The sequence below is a fragment of the Parafrankia colletiae genome, assembly GCF_001854655.1.
GTDB classification, from domain to species: domain Bacteria; phylum Actinomycetota; class Actinomycetes; order Frankiales; family Frankiaceae; genus Parafrankia; species Parafrankia colletiae.
In genome coordinates this window covers 1-21,860 of sequence record NZ_MBLM01000002.1, presented here as the reverse complement: position 1 = coordinate 21,860, position 21,860 = coordinate 1, and the positions used below count along the sequence as shown (strand labels likewise).

At 69.5% G+C, this 21,860-nt stretch carries 20 protein-coding genes and 1 pseudogene; 10 read left to right on the top strand and 11 right to left on the bottom strand.

What is annotated here, in order from left to right:
• Window positions 1-51 precede the first annotated feature (51 nt).
• A complete protein-coding gene (locus CC117_RS00185) occupies window positions 52-729 on the top strand; it encodes an AIM24 family protein (protein ID WP_018638083.1) in 678 nt (225 codons plus the stop codon).
• A 28-nt stretch (window positions 730-757) separates the two neighbouring features.
• On the top strand, window positions 758-1,789 hold the full coding sequence (locus CC117_RS00180; RefSeq protein WP_071081687.1) for an AIM24 family protein: 1,032 nt from the start codon (window positions 758-760) through the stop codon (window positions 1,787-1,789).
• A 34-nt stretch (window positions 1,790-1,823) separates the two neighbouring features.
• Here the strand turns inward: CC117_RS00180 and CC117_RS00175 are convergent, their stop codons facing one another.
• From CC117_RS00175 to CC117_RS00160, 3 genes are all read right to left on the bottom strand, one after another.
• Window positions 1,824-2,717, bottom strand: a complete 894-nt coding sequence (locus tag CC117_RS00175) for a DMT family transporter (RefSeq protein ID WP_084131130.1) — start codon at window positions 2,715-2,717, stop codon at window positions 1,824-1,826.
• A 561-nt stretch (window positions 2,718-3,278) separates the two neighbouring features.
• Window positions 3,279-3,398 (bottom strand): hypothetical protein, encoded by a 120-nt coding sequence (locus CC117_RS40190; RefSeq protein ID WP_407673454.1) that lies wholly within the window; start codon window positions 3,396-3,398, stop codon window positions 3,279-3,281.
• Window positions 3,399-4,465: 1,067 nt separating this feature from the next.
• On the bottom strand, window positions 4,466-5,065 hold the full coding sequence (locus tag CC117_RS00160; protein WP_071081684.1) for a TetR/AcrR family transcriptional regulator: 600 nt from the start codon (window positions 5,063-5,065) through the stop codon (window positions 4,466-4,468).
• Window positions 5,066-5,340: 275 nt separating this feature from the next.
• Between CC117_RS00160 and CC117_RS00155 the strand changes: the two genes are divergently transcribed.
• Window positions 5,341-6,642: a vanadium-dependent haloperoxidase gene (locus CC117_RS00155; protein WP_116287656.1), complete on the top strand. Its 1,302-nt coding sequence runs from the start codon at window positions 5,341-5,343 to the stop codon at window positions 6,640-6,642.
• Window positions 6,643-6,680: 38 nt separating this feature from the next.
• Here the strand turns inward: CC117_RS00155 and CC117_RS00150 are convergent, their stop codons facing one another.
• From CC117_RS00150 to CC117_RS00140, 4 genes are all read right to left on the bottom strand, one after another.
• Window positions 6,681-7,814 carry a hypothetical protein gene (locus CC117_RS00150; RefSeq protein ID WP_071081682.1) on the bottom strand — a complete coding sequence of 378 codons (1,134 nt, stop codon included), beginning with the start codon at window positions 7,812-7,814 and terminating at the stop codon, window positions 6,681-6,683.
• Window positions 7,815-8,379: 565 nt separating this feature from the next.
• Window positions 8,380-9,951 (bottom strand): MFS transporter, encoded by a 1,572-nt coding sequence (locus CC117_RS00145; RefSeq protein WP_071081681.1) that lies wholly within the window; start codon window positions 9,949-9,951, stop codon window positions 8,380-8,382.
• Window positions 9,952-10,087: 136 nt separating this feature from the next.
• On the bottom strand, window positions 10,088-10,219 hold the full coding sequence (locus tag CC117_RS39715) for a hypothetical protein (protein WP_256385334.1): 132 nt from the start codon (window positions 10,217-10,219) through the stop codon (window positions 10,088-10,090).
• A gap of 13 nt (window positions 10,220-10,232) precedes the next feature.
• Window positions 10,233-10,652: a hypothetical protein gene (locus CC117_RS00140; protein WP_241829701.1), complete on the bottom strand. Its 420-nt coding sequence runs from the start codon at window positions 10,650-10,652 to the stop codon at window positions 10,233-10,235.
• 163 nt (window positions 10,653-10,815) lie between these two features.
• Here CC117_RS00140 and CC117_RS35810 point away from each other — a divergent pair.
• The 3 genes and pseudogenes from CC117_RS35810 to CC117_RS00130 all read left to right on the top strand — a co-directional run.
• Window positions 10,816-10,974: pseudogene (locus CC117_RS35810) on the top strand (LLM class flavin-dependent oxidoreductase); the annotation flags it as partial.
• 147 nt (window positions 10,975-11,121) lie between these two features.
• Entirely contained in the window at window positions 11,122-11,325 is a 204-nt protein-coding gene (locus CC117_RS33900; protein WP_198541691.1) for a dihydrofolate reductase family protein, read from the top strand.
• 95 nt (window positions 11,326-11,420) lie between these two features.
• The gene (locus tag CC117_RS00130) at window positions 11,421-12,083 is read left to right on the top strand and encodes a formylglycine-generating enzyme family protein (protein ID WP_071081679.1); all 663 of its coding nucleotides are present in this window, start codon (window positions 11,421-11,423) and stop codon (window positions 12,081-12,083) included.
• A 175-nt stretch (window positions 12,084-12,258) separates the two neighbouring features.
• Here the strand turns inward: CC117_RS00130 and CC117_RS00125 are convergent, their stop codons facing one another.
• Window positions 12,259-13,128: an NAD(P)H-binding protein gene (locus CC117_RS00125; protein ID WP_071082008.1), complete on the bottom strand. Its 870-nt coding sequence runs from the start codon at window positions 13,126-13,128 to the stop codon at window positions 12,259-12,261.
• A gap of 110 nt (window positions 13,129-13,238) precedes the next feature.
• On the opposite strand from CC117_RS00125, the gene CC117_RS00120 reads away from it, so the two are divergent.
• The gene (locus CC117_RS00120) at window positions 13,239-14,030 is read left to right on the top strand and encodes an AraC family transcriptional regulator (RefSeq protein ID WP_198541676.1); all 792 of its coding nucleotides are present in this window, start codon (window positions 13,239-13,241) and stop codon (window positions 14,028-14,030) included.
• A 297-nt stretch (window positions 14,031-14,327) separates the two neighbouring features.
• Here CC117_RS00120 and CC117_RS00115 read toward each other — a convergent pair whose 3' ends face one another.
• On the bottom strand, window positions 14,328-15,704 hold the full coding sequence (locus CC117_RS00115; protein ID WP_071082006.1) for an APC family permease: 1,377 nt from the start codon (window positions 15,702-15,704) through the stop codon (window positions 14,328-14,330).
• Window positions 15,705-16,541: 837 nt separating this feature from the next.
• On the opposite strand from CC117_RS00115, the gene CC117_RS00110 reads away from it, so the two are divergent.
• From CC117_RS00110 to CC117_RS00100, 3 genes are all read left to right on the top strand, one after another.
• Window positions 16,542-18,773: a diguanylate cyclase domain-containing protein gene (locus tag CC117_RS00110; protein ID WP_071081678.1), complete on the top strand. Its 2,232-nt coding sequence runs from the start codon at window positions 16,542-16,544 to the stop codon at window positions 18,771-18,773.
• Between the two features lie 170 nt (window positions 18,774-18,943).
• Window positions 18,944-19,408 (top strand): flavodoxin family protein, encoded by a 465-nt coding sequence (locus tag CC117_RS00105; RefSeq protein WP_071081677.1) that lies wholly within the window; start codon window positions 18,944-18,946, stop codon window positions 19,406-19,408.
• 244 nt (window positions 19,409-19,652) lie between these two features.
• Entirely contained in the window at window positions 19,653-20,141 is a 489-nt protein-coding gene (locus CC117_RS00100) for a type II toxin-antitoxin system PemK/MazF family toxin (protein ID WP_407673453.1), read from the top strand.
• 143 nt (window positions 20,142-20,284) lie between these two features.
• Here CC117_RS00100 and CC117_RS00095 read toward each other — a convergent pair whose 3' ends face one another.
• On the bottom strand, window positions 20,285-20,773 hold the full coding sequence (locus tag CC117_RS00095) for a hypothetical protein (protein WP_071081675.1): 489 nt from the start codon (window positions 20,771-20,773) through the stop codon (window positions 20,285-20,287).
• Window positions 20,774-20,779: 6 nt separating this feature from the next.
• On the bottom strand, window positions 20,780-21,400 hold the full coding sequence (locus tag CC117_RS00090; protein ID WP_084131118.1) for a GNAT family N-acetyltransferase: 621 nt from the start codon (window positions 21,398-21,400) through the stop codon (window positions 20,780-20,782).
• Window positions 21,401-21,860 lie beyond the last annotated feature (460 nt).

Genomic DNA, 21,860 nt, shown 5'->3' with positions numbered 1-21,860 from the left:
CGCGTGGCGTCTCGGGGTAGAGCGCGGCACCGGGCGAGAGGGGAGCAGGTCGTGCACGGCAGCCTGATGGACCACTACGGTCCCACGCCGATCATGGATCGGATGAGCAGGCACGGATCCAAGATCGCCAAGGTTGTCATGCAGCCCGGCCAGGACCTCTTCGCCCGGGTCGGCTCGATGATCGCCTACGAGGGGCTCATCGACTTCAACCCGCAGCCGCCGCAGCTCGGCCGGATCGCGTCGTCCTGGGCGACCGGCGAAGGTGTCCCGCTCATGACGGCCACCGGGCAGGGCCTGCTCTACCTGGCCGACTACGGCAAGGAGGTCATCGTCGCCCAGCTCGCCGGCGAGGGCCTCTCGATCAACGGCAAGAACGTCCTGGCCTTCGACGCGAGCCTGCAGTGGGGCATCGAGCGGGTCAAGGGCGTCAACATGCTCTCCGGGATGGGGATGTTCAACGTCGTCGTCCGCGGGCACGGCTGGGTCGCGCTCACCGCCAAGGGCAACCCGATCATGCTCGACACCCGGGAGGCCGCGACCTTCGTCGACACCGACGCGCTCGTCGCCTACACCGACGGCCTGCGGGTGGAGCCGCGCCGCACCGCCCGCCTGGGCGGGCTGATCGGCCGAGGCTCGGGCGAGGCGTTCCAGCTCGGCTTCTCCGGCCAGGGTTTCGTCGTGGTACAGCCGAGCGAGGACGAGCGCCCGTCGTTCTCGGTGCGCGGATGACCGCCGGCGCGGGTGAGAGGATCGGATCATGACGCACGGCGGGATGTACGGCGGCAACCCCGGCGGTCCCGGCTACCCCGGCGGCCCGCCTGGCGGCCAGGGTTACCCGGGCGGCTCGCCCGGYGGCCAGGGCTACCCCGGGGGACCTGGAATGCCTGGCGGGCCGGGAATGCCCCCGGGTCCGGGAGGACCGGGCGGCCCGGGTGGGGGGCTGCGGAGCAGCCTGCTCGACAACCCGGAGGTCACCAGCAACGAACGGTTCACCCTGCAGAACGGCAAGATGCTCAAGGCGACCCTCGGCGCGCAGGGGATGAACAAGTTCTACGCCCGCCGCGGGGCCATGGTCGCCTACCAGGGCGCGGCGACCTTCGACGCCCAGTGGGAGGGCTGGGGCTCGCGGTTCCGCAGCTTCTTCAGCGGCGGCGAGGGCCTGAACCTGATGAAGGTCGCCGGCTCCGGGGCGGTCTACCTCGCCAACCAGGCGCAGGACATCCACATTCTCGACCTGGCCGGCGACGGCCTGACCGTCGACGGCAAGAACGTCCTCGCCTTCGACGCCGGGCTGAACTGGGACCTCGTCCGGGTCGACAGCCAGGTYGGGATCGCCGGCGTCGGCGGCTACCAGGTCGAGCTGCGCGGGAACGGCCAGGTCGTCGTGTGCACCACCGGCGCTCCGCTGGTGATGCGGGTGACCACCCAGAACTACTACTTCGCGGACGCCGACGCGGTGGTCGGCTGGTCCTCCAGCCTGCAGGTCTCCATGCAGGCCGCGGTCACCTCCAGCGCGGCCTGGAAGCCGCGGGGGAACACCGGCGAGAGCTGGCAGCTGCAGTTCAGCGGCGAGGGCTTCGTGATCGTCCAGCCGTGTGAACTGCTCCCGCCCTACGACGCGCTGGCTGGCTCCGGCCTGGCCGGCCAGTTCGGCCTCGGTCAGGGCGGGTTCGCGGGCAACCAGCTCGGCGGGCATGGCGGCGGCCACGGCGGGCATGGCGGCGGTGGGTTCGGGGGCGGCGGCGCGGGCGGCTTCGGCGGTCTGTTCGGCAACCCCGGCCGCCACTGACCCTGACCGCTTCGGTCCGGTCTCGCTGCCGACGTCAGGGCAGCTGGCCGGTCGGCCGGGGGAGCGCGGGGGCACGGGCGAGCAGCACCACCCCCGCCGTGATCAGAGCCGCGCCGAACGTGACGCCGAGCAGCTGGCCGGCGGTGTCGGGTGCCGGCACCCCGTACAGCAGCACCGCCAGCACGTAGGAGACCACCGGGTTGGTGATGTTCATCGCGGTGACCGCAGGTGCCAGCGGACCGCACGCATAGGCGGCCTGCCCGAGCAGCAGACTGCACACTGCCGCCGCGGCGACGGCGTAACCGTCCCAGTGCGACATGGCACCGAGGAGCCCTTCGGTGAGAAGCTGTTCCGTCGCCTCCTTCATCAGGACCGCGCTGAGCGCGCAGAAAAGCCCCGCCGCGAGGCCGAACAGCGCAGCCCGGACGGCGGGCGGGCGGCCACGCGAGAGCGCGATCAGCACCCCGGCCAGGACCGCTACCGCCCCGATCGAGGCGACCAGCCGCGGCTCGTCCACGCCTGTCGCCGCCGRCAGCCTCCCGCGCGCGGGCAGCAGGGCGGCCAGCCCCGCACAGACGCCGGCCGCCCCCCACCAGGCACCGGCCGACATCCGCCGGCCGGTACCGACCAGGCCCAGCGGGAGCGCGAACAGCAGCTGGCAGACCATCAGCGGCTGAACCTCGGCCACCGACCCCAGGTGCAGCGCGGCGGCCTGCACGCAGAACCCGCTGATGTTCGCCACCCAGCCCAGCACCCACACCGGCTCCCGGGCGAGCTCAGCCAGCAGTCGGGGGCCCGGTACGGCGTGCGCGTTGTCCGTGCGGGTCGCGAAGCTGGTCCGTCCGGCCGCGCGTTGCTGCAGAGCGGCGGACGCGGCGATCAGGAAGGCAGCGAGCAGGCTGAGAGGGATGACGGCGGGCACGGTCACCCAACCAGCATGGCTACCGTAACGGCAGGATTACGAAATCGGAATTGTCACAGGGCCCCGGTGGCACAAGCCTCTCCGCGGCCTCCTGTGCATCCTCGCTCCGCACTGTGCCCGACCGGGCGGCGCAGCCGAGGCGGGCGCCGTGCGGGGCCGCCCCGATCGAGCGGTCGGCCACGGGTGGTCAGGCCCGCGCCGTGACGCCGGCTGGCGACGGGACGGAGCCGCCGGGCAGGGCCGCGGCCCGATTCCAGCGCGGCTAGCCAGTCGCTCCACCTTCGCGCAGGCCCGGTTTCCGGCGGACCGGATCACCTCGCCCCACTGCATGGAGCCGGCTCTCGTTACACAAAGTGCCCTCTCGGCGGCCGGCGCCCGCGGCCGCTGCCCGACCATTGCCGTCGACATAGTGGAGTACAGTGCCGAGGCCGCCCGGGTGCCGACCGGTATCGGATTCGGAAGGGCGAGCCCACGGCGTCGGCGAATCCGTGTGCTTGGGTCCGCACAGCGCGAAGGCGGTGGCACCCGTGGATGCCACCGCCTCGAACGTGTCTTTGGGAGCGCCGTCTAGTTGGCTGCCGCCAGCTTCTGGCACGCGGCCGCGGCCCTGCGGCAGGCCTCCGCGCAGGCCGCCATCTGGGGGTCGTCAGGCATCTTCGCGCACATGTCGGCGCATCGGGTGCACATGTCCGCGCACATGCGGCACATGTCCTTCATGCTGCCCGACTCCCGCATGATCATGTCGGCGCATGTGCCGCATATGTCGCTGCAGTCCATGAGCATCCGCATCAGGGCAGCGTCCATCGTCGCGCCGCCCTGGCGCATACAGTAGTCCATGGTGCTACGACATGCCGAGCGGCCCTCGATGCATGCGTCAATGCATCCCTGAATCTCGGCCRTGCGCACAGACAGAGTAGCCACTGAACTTCTCCTTATCGAAGGTAAATCTGCAATAGATTGCCGAAAATCGACCGTGGCGCGCCTTCATGAATGGGCGGACGATTCGTCGCTCGTGGCAATTGAAGAGTAGCGCTGCGTGATAGTGCTGGCAAGGTGCGGTAAAGCGATCAGGGTCGGTCGCCGACAATTCTTGGTGTGGCCGGAGCTTGGTCGCGGTTCCGATTTTCTGCCGCCGTGTGGTGCGGTGTACTCGTCGCCGCCTTCGGCCGGTTGGGGCAGGGCGTCGCGGCCGAGAGCCTCCGCAGTGGCAGGCGCCAGCGCGGAGGAAGATCGATGGATCCCGGTGCCCGGCCCTACCGGTTCCGCAGGCGCGGGGGCGACCGGAGTCCATCAACCTACCGACCCCGCAGACGTTCTGGCAGCGCCGCTGGTGCCCCGGGGCAGGTGTGCGCGAGCCGATGGAGATCAGCGGATAAGCGAGGCATGCCGCTCCAGGAAGGCGGCGACGCCACTCTCCGACTCGAGCGGCAGGGGGTACACGAGGAGACGGTCGACGCCGAGATCGGCATATCGGCGAGCTGATTCCGCATCGACCTCGACCGGGTCGAGCGGTGCCTGCTCCAGTCCCGTGGCCGAGGCAGGCAGGGGGCCGCGACCCGTCACTGTGACGGGCTCCGTTGACGCCGGCCGGGGGCAGGAATCCGCCTCCTGCGCATGGCGCCACGAGGGCAGCAGGGTTGCGTCACGCCAGCGGCGGCGGCTGGACGCGGGAACCGGGCCGGACCACTCCAGAAATCGTGGCGGCGCGCGTCTGCAGCCGCCTGCCCACGGCGAGCCTGCCCGGGTGCCACCAGCTACGGGCGGAGCGCGGACATCACCAGGTCGGCGTAGCGATGCCACTGCTCCGGGTCGCGGACGCCGAGCTCCGCCAGGACCCGCGAGCATCCGCCGATGAGGATCCGGACGTCCATCGCGGTGACGTCGGAGCGCAGGGCACCCTGGGCGCGGGCCGCGTCGACGATGCCCGACAGAAGCTGGAGGGTCCGCGGCCGGACCGTGGGCGTGTCCTGCTGGGGCAGCACCTGCGCCAGCAGCAGCTGGTTGCCGGCCAGCAACGCGAAGACGTCCCGGATGAAGCCGTGCAGCCCGGCGACCGGATCGGCGTGCTCGGCGGCGGTCGTGAGACGGGCGTCGACCCAGCTGAGCTGGTGTTCGGCGACGGCCTCGACCAGGGCGGCCTTGGTCGGGTAGCTGCGGTAGACGGTGGCCTTGCCGACCCCCGCTCGGGCCGCCACCTCGGGAACCGTGGCAGCCAGGCCCTTCTCGGAGAAGACCTCGATCGCGGCGGCGATGATCTGTTCGTGGTTGCGGCGGGCGTCCGCGCGGCGCTCGGACCAGTCGGGTGACGGGCCGCGCGGCGTGGGCGTGYGCGCGGAGGACCACGAGACGGACATGGTCGCCAGTCTGCCCGACTGGCTCAGCGGTGCGGCCGGACTTCTGCCCGCGGGCGGCGCGGGCCGGGCCGGGACGTGAAACCCGACCCACGCGGCCGCAGAGCACCCGGCGGCTGTTTCCCTCGCCCCGGTGATGCTCTGACCAGGCATTACAAATCGAGGGTCGGTGAATTCGGGACGCTTTTGACCTCATGATGCCATGATGGCCGGGATATCTGCTGAGCCACTGTCAACCTCTCCGCCGGTTTGTCTGCCTGTCAGCAAAGGAGTCAGTCGTGGCGCGCTGGGTTCGCACCCGCCGAAAATTAAGGTGTACAGCTGTTGTCGGCATACTTGCCGCCGGGCTGCCGATGGYGGCCGGGGCGGTGTCCGCGCAGGCGCCGCCCCCACCCGCATCGGTTGCGAACACCCCGGAAAACGCCGTCATCGTCTGGGACCGTAACGCGCAGACCGCAATCTGGGATGTGGCCGGGCAGCAGCCGCAGGTCCAGGCGCGCAGCTTCGCTATGGTGCACGGAGCGATTTACGACGCGGTGAACGCCATCTCCGGCCGGCCCTACCAGCCCTACCTGTTCGCGCCGCGCACCAGCGGGCGTGAGTCCACCGACGCGGCGGTCGGGACGGCGGCATTCCAGGTCCTCAGCTCCCTTTTCCCGGCCCAGCAGGCCCGCCTGAAGTCCCAGTACGACGACTGGTTGGCGAGAATCCCGGACGACACCGCGAAAAGGAGCGGTATCGCGGTAGGCGGCGAGACCGCTGCCGCGATGATCCGTGCCCGGCAGAACGACGGGGCATTCGGCAGCCCGACCTGGCCGGTGGGCACCCAGCCCGGCCAGTGGCGGCCCACCCCGCCGACCTTCGCCTCCGACACGGCATGGGTGGCGAACCTCAAACCGTTCCTCATCCCGTCCGCGTCGATGTTCCGCTCGGCCGGCCCGCCCGCGCTGACCTCCGCGCAGTACGCCCGGGACTTCAACGAGGTCAGGACGATCGGCGCGGTGAACAGCACGACCCGGACGGCCGACCAGACCCAGGCCGCGATCTGGTGGCACGACCGGCACCTGGGCGAGTGGGAGATCAAACGTCAGCTCGCCACGGGTCAGCGTCTGAACACCCTGCAGACGGCGCGGATGTTCGCGATGGTCGATCTCACCGAGGCCGACGCCGTCACCGCCTGTTTCAACGAGAAGGCGGCGTGGACGTTCTGGCGGCCGGTCACCGCCATCCAGCTGGCGGACACCGACGGCAACCCGGCCACTGTGGCGGACCCGAACTGGATGCCGCTGCTCGTCACGCCCCCACACCCCGACTTCACCTCCGGGCACGCCTGCTTCACGGCGGGGAGCATGTCCGCCCTGGCGTACTTCTTCGGCCGGGACGACATCCCCTTCAGCGGCTACAGCGCGGATTCGGGTACCACCCGGCATTTCCGGGGCTTCTCACACGCCATCGCCGAAGTGGTCGAGGCACGGGTCTGGGGTGGCATTCACACCCGGACGGCCGACATCGAGGGGGCGAAGATCGGTGCGAAGGTGACCTCCTACATGATCAGGAACTACTTCCGCCCCCGGCGGTGACCCGAGGCGCAGCCTGGGAGAGCCGACGACCGGGCGGATCAGCCGATGCGGCCGGCTGGTGGGGGACAGCCAGCCGGCGGCGGATCCGCCCAGTCGGTGGCCACGTATCTGCCGGCGGTCGGGGTCAGGCTCACCCGTATCCGGTATCGGAAGCCCGCCTCCCCGGTGGGTGCGGACTGCTGCATCGTCTCCCGCTCGGTCTCGTCCACGCAGCTGTCCACCGCCACGGTCCCGTTCTCCTGCGAGACCCCTGTCACCATCAGGTGCACCGGGCCGCGGACAGATCTGCCCGGCGTGTCGCGGATGTGCCCGATAATGGAGGTCAGACTGTCGAGTAAAGTCCCGCCGACCCGGTCCCGCAAAGCGGTGAAGTCCGCGCGATCGCCTTCCTGAAGTGCGGAGAACGCGGCCCAGAACGCGAGGTGGTCGCGCAGGACCGGGCTGGCCGGGTCCACCCCGGCCGCGGTCGTCATGTGCACGGAGCCCTCGACGGCAGGAGCGCCGGCCGGCGCCGGGATGTCGGCCGGCCCGGCGGCCGCCGGGGGCGTCCCGGTGCCTGCCCACGACGTGAACGCCTGCAGCGCGGACACGAGCTGGCGGTCGGCCGGTGCGCTGAACACCTTCGCGCCGGCCCACGTGACCCGCACCGAGGTCGGACATCCTTCGGCGGCCGGGTCCACCGGGACGGTGGCGACGACCTTTCCCGTCCGCGCTTCGCGCACCGTGATTCGGTAGGCCGTGCGGAAGAACGGCACCCGGTCCTGGGCGCCGAGGTCGAACCGGCAGACCACCTCCGTCGGTGTGTCGGCGACCCGCTCGGCGCACGCGACCAGCTGGGTCCGCTCCATCGGTGACTGGAACGCGCTGTGTTCCTCCTGGTTCAGCTCACTCACCAGTCGGATGGGGAATCTCGGCCCGGAGGGGTCGTTCCCCTGCTGCTGGCTGAACACCGTGACCGGATGCGGCGCCGGCCCGGCGAAGGGCGCCGCGGAGTTCAGGGCGACCTTCCCGTCGCAGACCTCGTTCAGGGAACCCCTGTCGACCGGTCCGTCGACTGCCTGGACGCTGCCGCTGTTACCCCCGCCTCCATCCCCACCGCCTCCGCTGCTTCCACAGGCGACGAGGCAGCCGACCGCCGCCACCGTGACCGTCGTCAACGCCAGTCGCCGCATTACATCTCTCATCCCGCGGCCGCGCGGTCGGCCACTGAAATCCGTCCATATGGGGATCACACCCTACGGTGCTCTTTCGCTCCCCTTGGACAACCGGCGTCGTTGACCGCGGTCGCTGCGCGGCGACAACCTGCCAGTCCGGTGCCGCCACAGGAAAAGGACGCGCGGCATACAGGCCGGCTGACCGGCCGCAGGCCCCTGACCGGGAGTAGTCGATTTGGTGACACAAGTGGTTGCGCTCGCCTACGGTGGATCAACCGGATCGGCCACAGCAGGGGCCTGCCGGCCAGCCGGCCAGCCGCCGTGCCTGCGGCGGCAATCGTCGTCGCGTCCGGTCCGAGCACGGCACCCAACATCTACCGGCTGGACGTCAGCTACTACCAGTTCGATCAGGCCGACCTGGTGCTGGTCTGACGGGCACCGGCGGGCCCGAGCCCCTCGACGGGCACCCGGCCATCCGTGACGCGGTCTCCGGAGTGCCCGGCTGCGGGCCGGCTGCGGGCCGGCCCGCCTGACACTGTGACCGATGGCCGATCCTCGGCGTGCCGCGTGCCTGGTCGCGCTCCTAGGAACCCTGCCCGGCCAAAGCCTCCCGACCGTCCTCATGCCCGGGTGCGGGCCCGCCTCGCCGCGGGATGAGGAGAGCCACCAGCGCGGCGCACACCAGACCGCCGGCGCCGAGCAGGAACGCGTCGGCGAAGGCGCCGTCGGTGGGCAGGGGATGCTCGGCGGTGGCGCTACGGGTCAGCAGGGTGGCTGCCACCTGCGAGCCGAGCGCGGAGCCCACTGAGCGGACCAGCGCGTTCACGCCGGTGGCCTGGCCGGTCATCTCCGTGGGCACGGCCCCCATGATGATGTTGGGAACAGCCGCCATGCCGGTGCCGATACCGGTGAAGACGACCAGGCAGAGACCGAGAACCATGCCCTCGCTGCCGTGTTGGGCGGAGAGCAGGACCAGTCCGGCGGCGGAGACGGCGAGACCGCCCGCGAGCGCGGCCCGCGAGCCGATCAGTGCGTTCACCCTCCCCGCGAGACTGCCGGTGACCAGCATCGCGAGGCAGGCCGGTAGCAGCAGGAGCCCGGAGCCGGTGGCGTCGAGGCCAAAACCGTAGCCCGCGGACTCGGGAGTCTGGGCGATCTGCGGCACCAGGACGAACGCGCCGAAGAGCCCGAAGCCCACCAGCAGCGTGGCGAAGTTCGTCGCCGCGACCGCGGGGATGGCGAGCGCACGCATGTCGACGAGGGGCTCGGCGACACGCCGCTCATAGACGCCGAACAGCACCAGGACGACCAGCCCGGCGCCCATCAGGCCGAGAGTGCGCGGGCTTCCCCAGCCCCAGGTGGTGGTCCTGGTCAGCGCGATCAGCGGGGCGGTGAGACCGATGGCGAGCAGTACCGCGCCGGGCACGTCGACCCGGCCCGGGGTGGGCGTGCCGGAGTCCGTGAGACGCAGCGCCCCGAGCGCCGCGCCGCCCGACATGATCGCCCCGATCCAGAAGATCCACTGCCAGGACGCGTAGTCGATCAGCACACCGCCCAGGATCAGGCCGGCGCCGGCGCCGATACCCGCGATGGCTGCTATCAGGCCGACGGCCCCGGCCCGGCGCTCCGGCGGGATGTTGTCCCGGATGAGCCCGAAGCACAGGGGGAAGATGCCGCCGCCGGCTCCCTGCACCACCCGGGCGATGACGAGAACCCAGACGTTCGGTGCCAGTGCCGCCAGCACGCAGCCCAGCGCGAAGCCCGCCAGCGAGACCACCAGCATCCGCCGCTTGCCGAACATGTCGCCGAGCCTGCCGATCACCGGCGTGAGGATGGCAGCCGAGACCAGATAGCCGCTCACCACCCAGGAGACGTCCTCCCGGCTCGCGTGGAGCGCCTCGGTCAGATGGGTCAGGCCCGGCACGACAGCCGTCTGGGCCAGCGAGAAGGCCAGAGCCGCCATGATGAGGACGGTCAGGGCCCCGTTGCTCGTCGATGCCCGCCGCGCGGTGGTGGCCTGCGGCGGCAGACCTCGTGTCCCGCGGGCCTGTCGTCGTGCGGGTGTCGCGTCCCGCACCGCCTGGTCCGCGCCCGATCCCGCGCTTGCGCCCGCTCCTGCGGTCGGCGGCGCCTGTGATGTGTCGCTGTCCGTCATTCGTCCACCCCGCGCTCGCCGTCGAAACGGACTCGGGAGTCCGGTTGTTGCGCGAGGTCGATCATAAGGACAGGGAGCGCCGCCGGTCCACGGCACGCCCGCGGGACGTCCTGCAGCGCGATCGATGGCGGAGCGGTCAGTCCTCGGACGGAACCCAGGTCGCCGCGGAGAACGTCCGCGTCGACGGGCCGTCGGGATCGTCGTCGGGCCGGTTACCGCGGGAGACGGAGCGCTCGGCGATCCTCCAGCCCCGCGGTGTGCGGACCACGGTGTCCTGGTAGTCACCCGACCCGCCAGCCGTCGGGCGTCTCGGTGAGGAGGTCGATGACGTCGGCGCTCGCGACGCTGCCGTCGCCGGCGATCGTCACCAGCCGGCTCCATGCGGCCAGGCCGCCGGGGATCCGCTTCACCTCGGTGTTCACGGTGTGGTGGGACGGGGAAGCCGCCGGGTCGAGGGCTGGTGGGTCGACGAAAACCTGTGCCAGCAGCTCCGCGTCGGCGTTGTCGACCGCATGGCCGTGGAGCGCGAGAAGCTGTGCCACCGCCGCGCTCTGCTCGACGGACGCGTCCGGCAGCGCGGCGAACGCGGCGTAGGTCCGCGGCAGGCGGTGTTGTTCCACCTGCACGTCGGCACTGTCGCGAACGCCGCCGGGCGGGTGCCCATCGGGTCGCAGATGCCCCGCGATGTGATCTGCCGTCATCGTGTGGACGCTGGCCCTTCGAGACCGGGTCGCCGAGGCAACCCGAGGACAGGGGTCGGTAAAAACCTGCACTTGTCTATCGGCTTGATGGAATTTTGAATCTGGCTCACCGTCGTCTGGAGGCGATGGCGATGGCGATGGCTCGGGAAGTGGGGGACAGCGCATGAGGTTTCTGGCCATCACCCTGATCGTGCACGCGCCCGATCCACCGACCGGGACGCGCCGGTCCACCACGGCCCGGTTCCGCGAGGTGGTCGACAACGCGATCATGGCCGAGGAGCTGGGCTTCGCCAGCCGCCCCTTCCCCGGCCAGGCGCCGCCCGCCGACACCCAGGTCGGTGCCCTCGGGCAACCTACTGCCAGATCCTGAGCTGGACGGACGTCCCATGCCCGGCCTGAGCTCGTGACCTGGACGACCTCCAGACGGCGTCTGCTGCGGCGATAGTGCCGCTGCCGCGCGGCCCGCGACATCACCATCGGCGGTGTCGAGCTCGCCGGGGCGGCCATGGCCGCTGGCCTGGTCGACGAGTACCACCTGTTCCTCGTCCCGATCGTGGTCGGCGGTGGACGGCGCGCGCTTCCGGACGACGTCCGCGCCCGGCTCGAACTCCTGTCCACGCACCGCTTCCGCAGCGGCGTCGTCCACCATCACCACGGGGTGGTGCGCGGCTGACCGGCGCCCGCGTCCCCGCGTCCCCGCGGCGAGGCGGGGCCCTCCCGAATCGTTGGTAAGATCTTTACGCTGTGGACGTAGGTAAGGCGCCAGAGATGATCCACATCCCGGCGGGGATGGTGACGTTGTCGGATCGGCGGACGCAGCGGACCTGGTCGGTCGAGCTCGCGCCATACCGCCTTGCCGCGTTTCCTGTCACCCAGGCGCTCTATGCGCAGGTCATCGGTGAGCCGCCGAGTGACGTCCAGGGTGATCGGCTACCGGTCGAGAGCGTCACCTGGTGGGACGCCGTCCGATTCTGTAACGAGTTGTCGCTGCGCGAAGGCCTGGTGCCCGCCTACAGCATCCAGACCGACGGCGAGCATGTCGACTGGGACGCCTCCGCCGACGGATACCGGCTGCCCACCGAGGCCGAATGGGAACATGCCTGCCGGGCGGATTCCGTCGGCCCACGTTACGGAGCTCTCGACGAGATCGCCTGGTACCGCGCCAACTCGGGCGAGCGGATTCACGAGGTCGGCGGCAAGGCACCCAACACGTGGGGCCTCCACGACATGCTGGGGAATGTGTGGGACTGGTGCTGGGACACCTATGATCCCACGGTCTACGGCGCTTACCGGGTGCTCCGGGGCGGTGGGTGGTTCGACGAGCACTGGAGCTGCCGGGCGTCCGTGCGGCGCCGGAGCCATCCGGATCTCCGGGTGGACGACGTGGGTTTTCGCGTCGCACGCGGTCGCCCACGTCCGTTATGCGCATGAACGAATGCGAACGAGAGCAGCGCCTGTGGGCGGTGTCCTGCTTCACCGCCGCATCAGGCGATGGTCGGGTCGCCCGCCCGCCAGCCGGCCCCGCTCAGGCGGGGATCCGATCGTCGAGCCGTGAAGGGTGAGGCGGCCAAGTGCGCGCTCACCGCTGCGCCGGTACCTTTCCGGATCATTTTGATCGTCTTTGCGCGAAGGTGCCGAGGTGGTCGAGTGCCCAGGCCTCAAAGCTGGTGGCGGGGCGTCCGAGGAGCCGGGGCACGTCCTCGGTGAGGACCGCGTTGTGTCCCGCCCGCGCCCACCCGGAACCGGTGACGATGACGTCGACGACGGAGCTGTTCAGTCCGGAGGCGATCATCTCGTCGCGTGCCACGTCGAGCGGTACGTCGATGGTGGTGACTGGCCTGCCGAGCAGCCTTTCGAGCTGGGCGGCCTGGTCGGGCACGGCCAGCAGGTCCGGGCCTGTCAGGGTGTAGGTCTGACCCGCGTGTGCGGAGGAGACCAGGGATTCGACGGCGACCGCGGCCACGTCGCGTGGGTCGATGACGCCCTGCCTGCCGTTTCCCGTCAGGTTGCGCACCGGGCTTCCAGATCTGATCGCCGGGGCCCAGTACAGGGTGTTCGACGCGAAAGCGGACGGCCGCAGCACCGTCCAGGCGGCGCCACTGGTGTGCACAGCCCGCTCCGCCTGCTGGTGCCAGGCGCCCACTGTCCTGTTGTGGTCGTCGGTCTCGCCGGTCCCGATGGCTGAGAGTTTCACCACTCTGCTTACGCCGGCCGCGACGGCGGCTTCGAGCAGGGCGACGTCGTGGTGGGGCGAGGGTGATGCTGGCGCGGTCAGCAGGAACACGCTTTCGACGCCGGCGACCGCCGCGCGAAGCGACGCGGAGTTGTCGAAGTCGGCTCGCGCGATGTCCACACCGAGCGAGGCGGGAACGTTCGCGGGGTTGCGCGTCATCGCGCGGACCGCCGCGCCACGGGCGACCAGAAGCCGAACGACTTCGCGACCGACGGTGCCGGTGGCACCGGTGACAAGGATCATGTGGGCGACGGTGCCAGTGGGCATACCGCGGCGGATAGGAGGTTTCGGCACGCCCTGTCGGCGCTGGCACCGCGGCCGCTCACCACGGACAGGCTTCTATCGTGGGGCCGGTGGTGAATGACGACTCCGAACGCGTCACCCCGCTGCCTGTCGTGCTGCGGCCATGGATCTCGCAGCTGAGTGCCGCCGCGTCCGGCGGCGCACCTGCGCACCCCGTCCGCGCCGAGGCTCCGGACGCCGCGACGGCGCTGGTCGTACGAACGACCAGCGACCGCACTGAACTCGTGGTCATGGGGCCTCGTACTCGCGCCGAATATTTCGAGGTGAGTCGGGTGCCGTTCTGCGTCAAGATGCGAATGCAGCCCGGCCGGGCTCAGTCGCTGCTAGGCGTTCCCCTGCGCGGAATCGTCGACCGTGTCGTCCCGCTGAGCGACCTGTGGGGTGTGGCGGGTGATCGGCTCACCGATGATCTGTCCAAGGTCGGGTCAGATCCCACCGCAGTCGTCGGACTACTTGCGGCCACGCTGATGGACCAGGTGCGGACTCGGTCGCGTCACGACCTCGCTCGTGATGAACTCGTGCGCAGCGCGACCATCGCCCTGACCTCCCTGACCAGCCCTGGATCGCAGGTTCGGACGACAGCCCGGCGCCTGAACGTCAGCGAGCGACACCTGCGCAATCTCTTCACCGACGCCATCGGCATTCCACCCAAACACGTGGCCCGCATCGCGCGGATGCGACATGTGCTCGCGGGCGTAAGCCAGCAGTCCCTCACCCATCTCGCAGCCGAAGCAGGCTACTACGACCAGTCCCATATGACCGCCGAGTTCCGCCGCATGATGGGAGTCTCTCCCGGAGCTTTCCTCACCGGGCAGCTGCCCGCCGCCCTACCCTGCCATTGAGCACCCTTGTTGATGTTACTTATGTGATCAAGCCTATGACCCCTGCCCGGAGGCGCGACCATCGGCCGCCCCTACGCCCTGCACGCGCACGGCAGCAACGACACCACCGGCGCGATCCGGGCAGTCGAGGCCGTCGCGACCGGCCAGCGCTGGAAGCGGCTGCAGGACCCAGTGTCGGTGGTCGGGGCGCTGGGACCCAAGGACCGCGAGGCCTGTTGGGAACTGGGAGTGACTGCGACCGCCAGCCTGATGGAGGGCTGACTCGTTACCGGGTCTCCTCAGGCGGTCACAGAACCATCAGATCCCCACGACTGTGACGGGCGGTCTGGCGGCACCAGATAACTCACCCGTACGGAACCGGCCGCTGACAGCTTTCTGGGCCAGGAGGAGGACGGCGGCGAGTGCGAGCAGGCCGAGGGCGCGCAGGTAGACGGTCCCCTCGCGGTGGACCAGCGGGGATGCCAGTGCCGCGCAGGACAGCGCGCCAAGCGCCGGGGCCCAGGTGGGGGCACGGTAGGCGCCCGGCGGGACGGGCTCGCGGCGCAGTACCAGCGCGCTGATGTTGACGACGAAGAAGACCAGCAGCAGGAGCACGACGGTGGTGTCGGCAAGGCCGGCCAGCTGGCCGGTGCTGGCCAGTACCACCGCCAGGGTCGTCACGAAGCCGATCGCTGTCAGCGGGGTGCGTCGGCCGGGCAGCACCCGCGCGAAGACGGTCGGGATCGTGCCCTGGGCAGCCATGCCGTAGACGAGACGGGAAGCCATCACCATGTTCATCAGGGCGGTGTTGGCGACCGCGACCAGCGCGACCGCGGCGAACAGCTTCGACGGCACCGGCACGTCGGAGGCCTTCACCACTTCCAGCAGCGGGGCACCGGAGCCGGCGAGGATGTCGGGATCCACCAGCATCGCGCAGGTGAATGCGACGAACAGGTAGACCGTGCCGGCGATGAACATGCCGCCGAACAGCGCCCGGGGCAGGTCCCGGCGCGGCCGGCGGGCCTCCTCGACGAGGTTCACCGAGTTCTCGAAGCCGAGCATCGCGTACAACGCGAGCGTTGTGCCGGCGAGCAGGGCGAGCGGCGCAGGCCCCTCGGCACGCAGCTCGAAGGCCCGTCCCGGTTCGCCCGCTCCGGTAGCCAGCGCGTGCACGCCGATCCCGACGATCAGCAACAGCCCGGTCAGCTCGATCACGGTGAGCACAAGGTTCACCCGGGCCGACTCCTCGATCCCACGGGCGTTGAGGACCGCGGTCAGCAGGATGAACACGACCGCGACGACGACCGTCGGGGCCGCCACGAACTCCGCGAGGTACTTGCCCCCAATGGCCCGCGCGGCCGTGGCGGTGGAGGTGATCCCGGCGGCCAGCACGGTGAAGCCGACCATGAAGGTGAGAAACGGGCGACGGAACGCCTCGTTGGCGTAGAGCGCTGCTCCGGCCGCCCGGGGGTACTTGCCGACAAGCTCGGCGTAGGCCGTCCCGGTGAGGAACGCCAGTGCGAAGGCGATCAGGAACGGTGCCCAGATCATCCCGCCGACGTCGGCGGCGATCTGCCCGGTGAGCGCGTAGATCCCCGATCCGAGGACGTCACCGAGCACGAGGAACAACAGCATCCGCCCACTCAGGACGGGCGCCAGGGTGGGCTGTGCGGCGTGCGCCGTTCGCCCGGTCACCGCCGTCTCGTCATCGGTTGTCCTGTCCCCGTGGGCTTGGCCGGCCGTCGTCCGGCCGACAGCGGTCGGACGCCCGTTCATCGTGTGGCTGCCCCTGATCCGCGGGCTGGTCGCTGCCCGCCACGCCGCCGGGAGAGCCGGGCCGACGTCTCCCGGGCCGAATACTCACACCGTGCCTGCCGGCCCGCCTGTTGGAGCCCGCCCAGCTCAGATGGTCACGATCGGGAACTGTCGGACCCGGTTCGGGCCGAGCCGGTCCGAACCGTTGTGAGGCGCAGTTTCGAGAACCGTCCTGGCCCAGGGCCGGTGCGCCATCGGTTCCGGTAGACCTATTCGATGTCGACGCAGTGGCGGCACGGAAAAGGCACTGGGATCGGGGCGAGGAACGCACGGAGGGCCTGGCGGGCCTCCTCGGCTCGTTGGCGGTCTTCGTCCACCCGTACTAATGTACGTGCCATCACTCTGGCTATATATGACGTCGCTTTCGGCTGGATGGGTCCGAGGGAGCTGCGTCGCGGCGATCCATTCCGGCTGGCAGGACGATCCAGGTCGGGTGGGCGGAAATGATCCCAGGCGGAGAGGACGATGTCGCGCGCGGAGATCACTCGAGCGGCCGCGGCGGAGTGCGACGCACCGAACTGCGGTGYGGCCGTTTTCCGCCGAATAGTCTGTGCGTGGGCGGCAGTCGCGTCCGCAGTCATGCTCGCTTCCTTCATCCTTCCCTCGCGCACCGCTGACCTGGTGGTCCGCGCCTGCGGCATGGCCGCTATAGCGTTCCAGGGTGGGTGCGAACTGTGGTCCGCGCGGCGAGCGAGGGGTGGCGAGCGACGTTGGCGAGTGCTCCTTCTCTCCGGATGGATCACGGTGGCAGCCGGCCTGGCGATCACTTCCGTCAGGGCTTTGTTCTTGGGTCAGAGCCCGGTGCCACCCCTGTCGGGGACGGAGCCGGCGTATCTGGCGTTCATTCCAGCATCCGTTGCCGCGCTGCTGGCTTTTCCCACCGACCCACTCAGCCCGGAGGACGACCCGGCGCGCCGAGCCGGCCAGCACGGCACCCATTGGCGGACTGTCACCGTCATGGACGCGGTGCTCCTCGCCGGCTCGCTGAGCCCGCTCGGCTGGGTGGCCGTCCTCCAGCCTCTGGTGCGTGCGCGAGCACCCACACCAGCCAGTCTCGCGGCCTTGTTGGCGTTCGGCCTCGGATGTCTCCTGCTACTGATCACCCTCCTGCTCGTAGCGGCGTTCCGGCGCCCGCACCAGAACAAGTCGTTCGCATTGCTCGGCGGCGGGCTGGCCTCGATCACCATACTTCTGCACGTGTCGCTCTACTTCATCGCGAGCGGCCAACCGGAGCCCCTGCAACTCAAAGCCGCCAACGCCATTGGCACTGTGATGATCGGGCTTGCCTRCATCGCGCCACCACGGCCATCGACTGGCTCTGTAGTTGCCGCTTCCCCCCCAAGTCCTGAATCCGGTTCTGACCGCAGGGCCTCGTGGCGCGCCCGGTGGGCTGGCTGGCGGGCCGGCCCCGGCGTACGCTGGATGRGGATATTCCTCCCGTACGTTCCGCTGTCCGCACTGGGCGTGCTGGCGGGAATTCAGGTGTCAACCGAGGCGCGGGTCGAACCGATCGAAATATACGGCGTCTTCGCGCTCGTGCTGCTGGTACTGATCCGGCAGATGCTTACTTTGGCGGACAACCAGAAGCTGCTGGACAGGGTCCAGCACAGCCGTCGCCAGCTGCACCATCAGGCGCTCCATGATCCGCTGACCGGGCTGGCGAACCGTGTGCTGTTCGGCGACCGGGTGGAAGAGGAGGTCGCTCGGCGAGCCCACGGCCGGCTGGCTCTGCTCTTCTGCGATCTCGATGACTTCAAGAGTGTCAACGACACCCTGGGCCATCCGGCCGGGGACGAATTGCTGAGGATAACCGCTGGGCGGCTGCTCGGTTGCGTACCGCCCTCGGACACGGTCGCCCGTCTCGGTGGCGACGAGTTCGCGGTTCTTCTGGCGGACGATGCCGCGGACGCCGAGGCGGTCGGCAGGAGGGTCGCCGCGGTGGTCCGGGCGCCGTGCTTTCTCGCCGGGCAGCCGTGCGCCATTCACGCGAGCCTTGGCCTGACAGTCGCCGTGCCGGGATCCTCGACAAGTGCCGAGGACCTGGTCCAGCAGGCGGATCTCGCCATGTACGCAGCCAAGCGGCGGGGAAAGAACAGTCTGGTTGTCTACGATCCTGACATCTTCGCTCACGGCCGGTCGCCGACGGCGCAACTCGCGCTGTCCCAGGTGTTGCGGGGCGATCCCGCCGGCGGCGTCATCGATGTCCTCTATCAGCCGATCGTCGATCTGACCCACCATCACACGGTGGCGTTTCARGCTTCACCGTGCTGGAGCCATCCGACGCTCGGGTCGTTCACGGCGGAGCAGACGGTCATGGTCGCGACCGGAGCGGGGCTGGGAGCACAGCTCGAGCAGTTGATCCTCGGCCGCGCCTGCCACGATATCGGCCACTACCGAAGGCAGACAGGGCAGAACGTCGCTGTCTACGTCGGTGTTTCGGCGGCGAGGCCGGCTGGTGACCTACTGGCCGACGTCGAGGCGGCGCTGGTTGCCTCCCGCCTCCCCGCCCAGGCCCTGATCCTCAAGCTTACGGACATGGAGTGCCTCGACGAGGAGGCCGCGCGCAGCCTGCGGACATGCGTCACCCGTGGCCTGCGCCTCGCGCTGAACGCCATCGCCAGGAGACAGAGCACCTTTCTGGCGCTCGACGAGCTGCCGATCCAGATACTCATGTTCGACAGCTCCTACGCCCCCGGCCTGACGGGCAGCGTCAACCCGGCTGACCTGCTCCGCCGGGCACTGCTCGCCCTCGCCCGGGACCTCGATCTCACGGTCGTTGCCACCGGCGTCCAGAACCGAGAGCAGGCACGCACATTGGCGCGCCATGGCTGCCGCTTCGGACAAGGACAGTTCTTCGGACCGCCAGCCGCACTGCCTGGTCAGCCGCCGCCTCACTGCAATGGCGCCGCCGACGGCCGGGCTGGTTACGGGAACGGGAACCGGCGGTAAGGAAGGAGCCGAACTCGGCCAGTCAGGGCAGCGGGTCGCACCTCAACAGGTGGGTTGGCGACAGCCGCCGAGTCACCTGACATCATTCTGGTCGGCCCGTCGGATCTCTATGTACAGGGCTGACAATCTTCCATGCCGGCCACCTGGTGCGGTGAGGACGGGGCAATAACATGACCACGCTGTCGACGCTGCTGATCGTTCACCACACACCGTCACCGACGATGCAGGTGATGCTGRAGGCGGTGCTCGCCGGGGCCGGGGACGACGCGATCGAGGGTGTCGACGTCGTCGTCCGCCCGGCGCTGGCCGCGACCGCCGTCGACGTGCTCGCCGCGGACGGCTACCTGTTGGGTACCCCGGCCAACATCGGCTACATGAGCGGCGCGCTCAAGCACTTCTTCGACCAGATCTACTACCCGGTGCTGGAGGCTACGGTTGGTCGCCCGTATGCCCTCTACGTCCATGGCAACAGTGACACGACCGGAGCGGTCCGCGGGGTTGAGACCATCGCGACCGGGCTGAAGTGGAAGCGCCTGCGCGAGCCCCTGTCGATCGTCGGTGCGGTGGACGCCGCTGCCCGCGAGGCCTGCTGGGAGCTTGGCGCCACTGCCGCCGCATCGCTGATGGCCAGTTGACGGCTGCGTCCGGCGGGAGAACTGCCAGGTCGGGACGTTCCGTTCCCTAAGGAGCTGTGGCCGGTCCGATTACTGTGGCGGCATGGGACTGCTGGGGGATCTGATCAAGATCGTGTCCGACCTGGTGACGGGCAGCCGCCGCCGGGGTGAGGCGCCCTCGCGGGAGGCGGGACGGGAAGGTCGGCGGCGGTCGGCATCAACACCGACGGCCCGTTCCTCCTCTTCTTCTACCTCTTCCTCCTCGGTGGCAGCCGCGCGCAGTCACCCGGCCCGGGAGCGGGCGCGGTCGTCCCGCGCGAATGCGGAGGTCTCGCCGGGCGAGTTCGGGCCGGACGCCACCAGGGAGGTCGATCCGCGTCGCATCGGGCCGGTGCGGATGAGCTACTCGCCGCAGTCGGACGGCGCCCCGGATCCCGGTGAGGTCGTCTGGACGTGGGTGCCGTTCGAGGAGAACGACGGACGAGGCAAGGACCGGCCGGTGCTCGTGGTGGCTGTCGAATCCGCGGGCACCTGTCTGGCAGTGCAGCTCACCAGCAAGGACCACGACGGCGAGGGCGACTTTGTGTCCGTCGGCGCGGGCGGGTGGGACGGCGAGCACCGACCGTCCTGGGTCAACCTGGACCGGGTGATCCGGGTGCACGAGGGCGGGATGCGCCGAGAGTCGACGGCCCTGTCGCGCGAGCCGTTCGAGCGGGTCACGGACCGACTGCGTCAGCGCTACGGCTGGCGCTAGCGGGCGAGGCCTCGATCTGGCCCTCTCGCGACGAGGGATGCTCGCGCGCGGGACCTGCTCGGGGTGACGGTCGCGGCCAGCCTGATGCCTGCGTGAATCGGGCTGGGTTCCCGGTCGACAGCGGAGGTGGGTTCGCGCAGTGATCAGCTGACTCGCGGCTGAGGCGGTGCGGGCGCCGGAGGAGGGCCGTCGAGCCACCAGGCCGACCGTTCCTCCTCGTGCAGACCCGTGAGAGTGGGATACCAGGTGCTGTTCTCGGAGAAGTAACTCCTCATGGCCGGCGACGAGTTGAAGAGGTCCAGAATCCACGCACGCCAGGAGTTGAGATCTTTCTTGGAGTATTCGAGTTTCCGATCCCAGATGCATTCCATGATGTCGAGGCAGAACTCGGTTATCGCCAGCACCTGGTGGCGGTCCTGGTGTGTTGAACCTGTCGGTATCGKCTCGTCCTCATAGAAATGGGGCCGCCACTGGGGATACTCGATGAAGACTCTGTCTACTTGGAGGGCCAGATCGGTTGTACTGTTGTAGGTCGTGACTGTCCGATTTCGTCTGGCATCCGACACGGACAGTGCCGTCGCGCCGATGGAAAGCATCAGCGCGACGAGCGCGACAATGTTTGAGAATTCCATCCGAGGTCACTTTCCAGATGTCGCGACGACAAGCGGGTGGTCGGGAGGGAGATCGTAGCCTTCTTCGTACAGTGCTCGAACGAGGTCGGTCAGCTCGTTGCCGGTCGGCAGATCCGGCCGGGCGGCCGCTGCCCACATCAGGAGCATCGGTTGTTCACCGTCTCCTTGGAGGAGCGGAACCCGGAAGTCGGTGATGGGCAACCTGCGGGCGCCTCTGTTCTCGTAGAAGCAGATACGTCGTCGGCGTGTGACGGCCGTTCCTGGATCGATATCCGGCTCGTCGGGGTCCTCGACCTCGAGGACAACCGCTGCCACGCCCCGATGGCGCTGGGCGTCGGTACAGATGTGATACCACAGCTCGCCGCCGATCCCGCCGCCGCGATGCCTCTCGTCGATCGCGAGGTATTCAAGAAAGAACGTCTGGACCGACTGGAGCACGTAGGCCGACGCAAAGCCCAGCGCAGTGCCCTCGTCAAGTGCGACGTAGGCTACGCGAACACCCTTGTTGACGTCTCGCAGTATTTCCTCGAACGGCATCCGCTCGCCTGCGGGGAAGGCCTCCAGATAAATTCTCTCAACTGAACTGACCTGCGACGGCTCGAGATCGGACAACGCCGTGACGCGCATACCCCGCATACTAGCCGGTTTGGTGGCATCCCCGTATGGATTACTACGGAAGTCGATACCTCGACGTGGGTCTGATCGTGACCGGTTACGGACAGTGATCACGCTGGGTGATGTCAACGGTCCTCGCGTAGTTCTCGAGACTGCCGTTCGCCTCGTCGGAACGGCCGGCTGCCCCGCCATCAACCTTGACGTCGACGGCCACGCTTCATGCTGCTGAACGAGGGTGACGGTGTGGTCGGCGCGACCGGCTGGGTGATCGCCACAGGGTACTCAACGGGATCCTGTCCCGGGCCGCCACCGCGGCGGCAAGTCCTGTGCGACACGTAGTGTGACGATGTGAGGCCTGCTGGGAGTCGGGTGCCACTGCCGCCGCATGGCTGATGGCCGACTGATCCCGATGGCGGATGCGCGCAGGGCAGGGGTCGCGGGGGTGGGTCAGCTGGCTGGCAGGGCAAGCAGT

What these genes read in the sequence shown, in the direction of transcription:
- CC117_RS40190 (WP_407673454.1), bottom strand. Translation starts at nt 3,398, where the DNA reads ATGTGCACCCGATGCGCCGACATGTGCGCGAAGATGCCTGACGACCCC.
- CC117_RS00150 (WP_071081682.1), bottom strand. Translation starts at nt 7,814, where the DNA reads ATGCGGCGACTGGCGTTGACGACGGTCACGGTGGCGGCGGTCGGCTGC.
- CC117_RS00145 (WP_071081681.1), bottom strand. Translation starts at nt 9,951, where the DNA reads ATGACGGACAGCGACACATCACAGGCGCCGCCGACCGCAGGAGCGGGC.
- CC117_RS00140 (WP_241829701.1), bottom strand. Translation starts at nt 10,652, where the DNA reads ATGACGGCAGATCACATCGCGGGGCATCTGCGACCCGATGGGCACCCG.
- CC117_RS00130 (WP_071081679.1), top strand. Translation starts at nt 11,421, where the DNA reads ATGATCCACATCCCGGCGGGGATGGTGACGTTGTCGGATCGGCGGACG.
- CC117_RS00125 (WP_071082008.1), bottom strand. Translation starts at nt 13,128, where the DNA reads ATGATCCTTGTCACCGGTGCCACCGGCACCGTCGGTCGCGAAGTCGTT.
- CC117_RS00090 (WP_084131118.1), bottom strand. Translation starts at nt 21,400, where the DNA reads ATGCGCGTCACGGCGTTGTCCGATCTCGAGCCGTCGCAGGTCAGTTCA.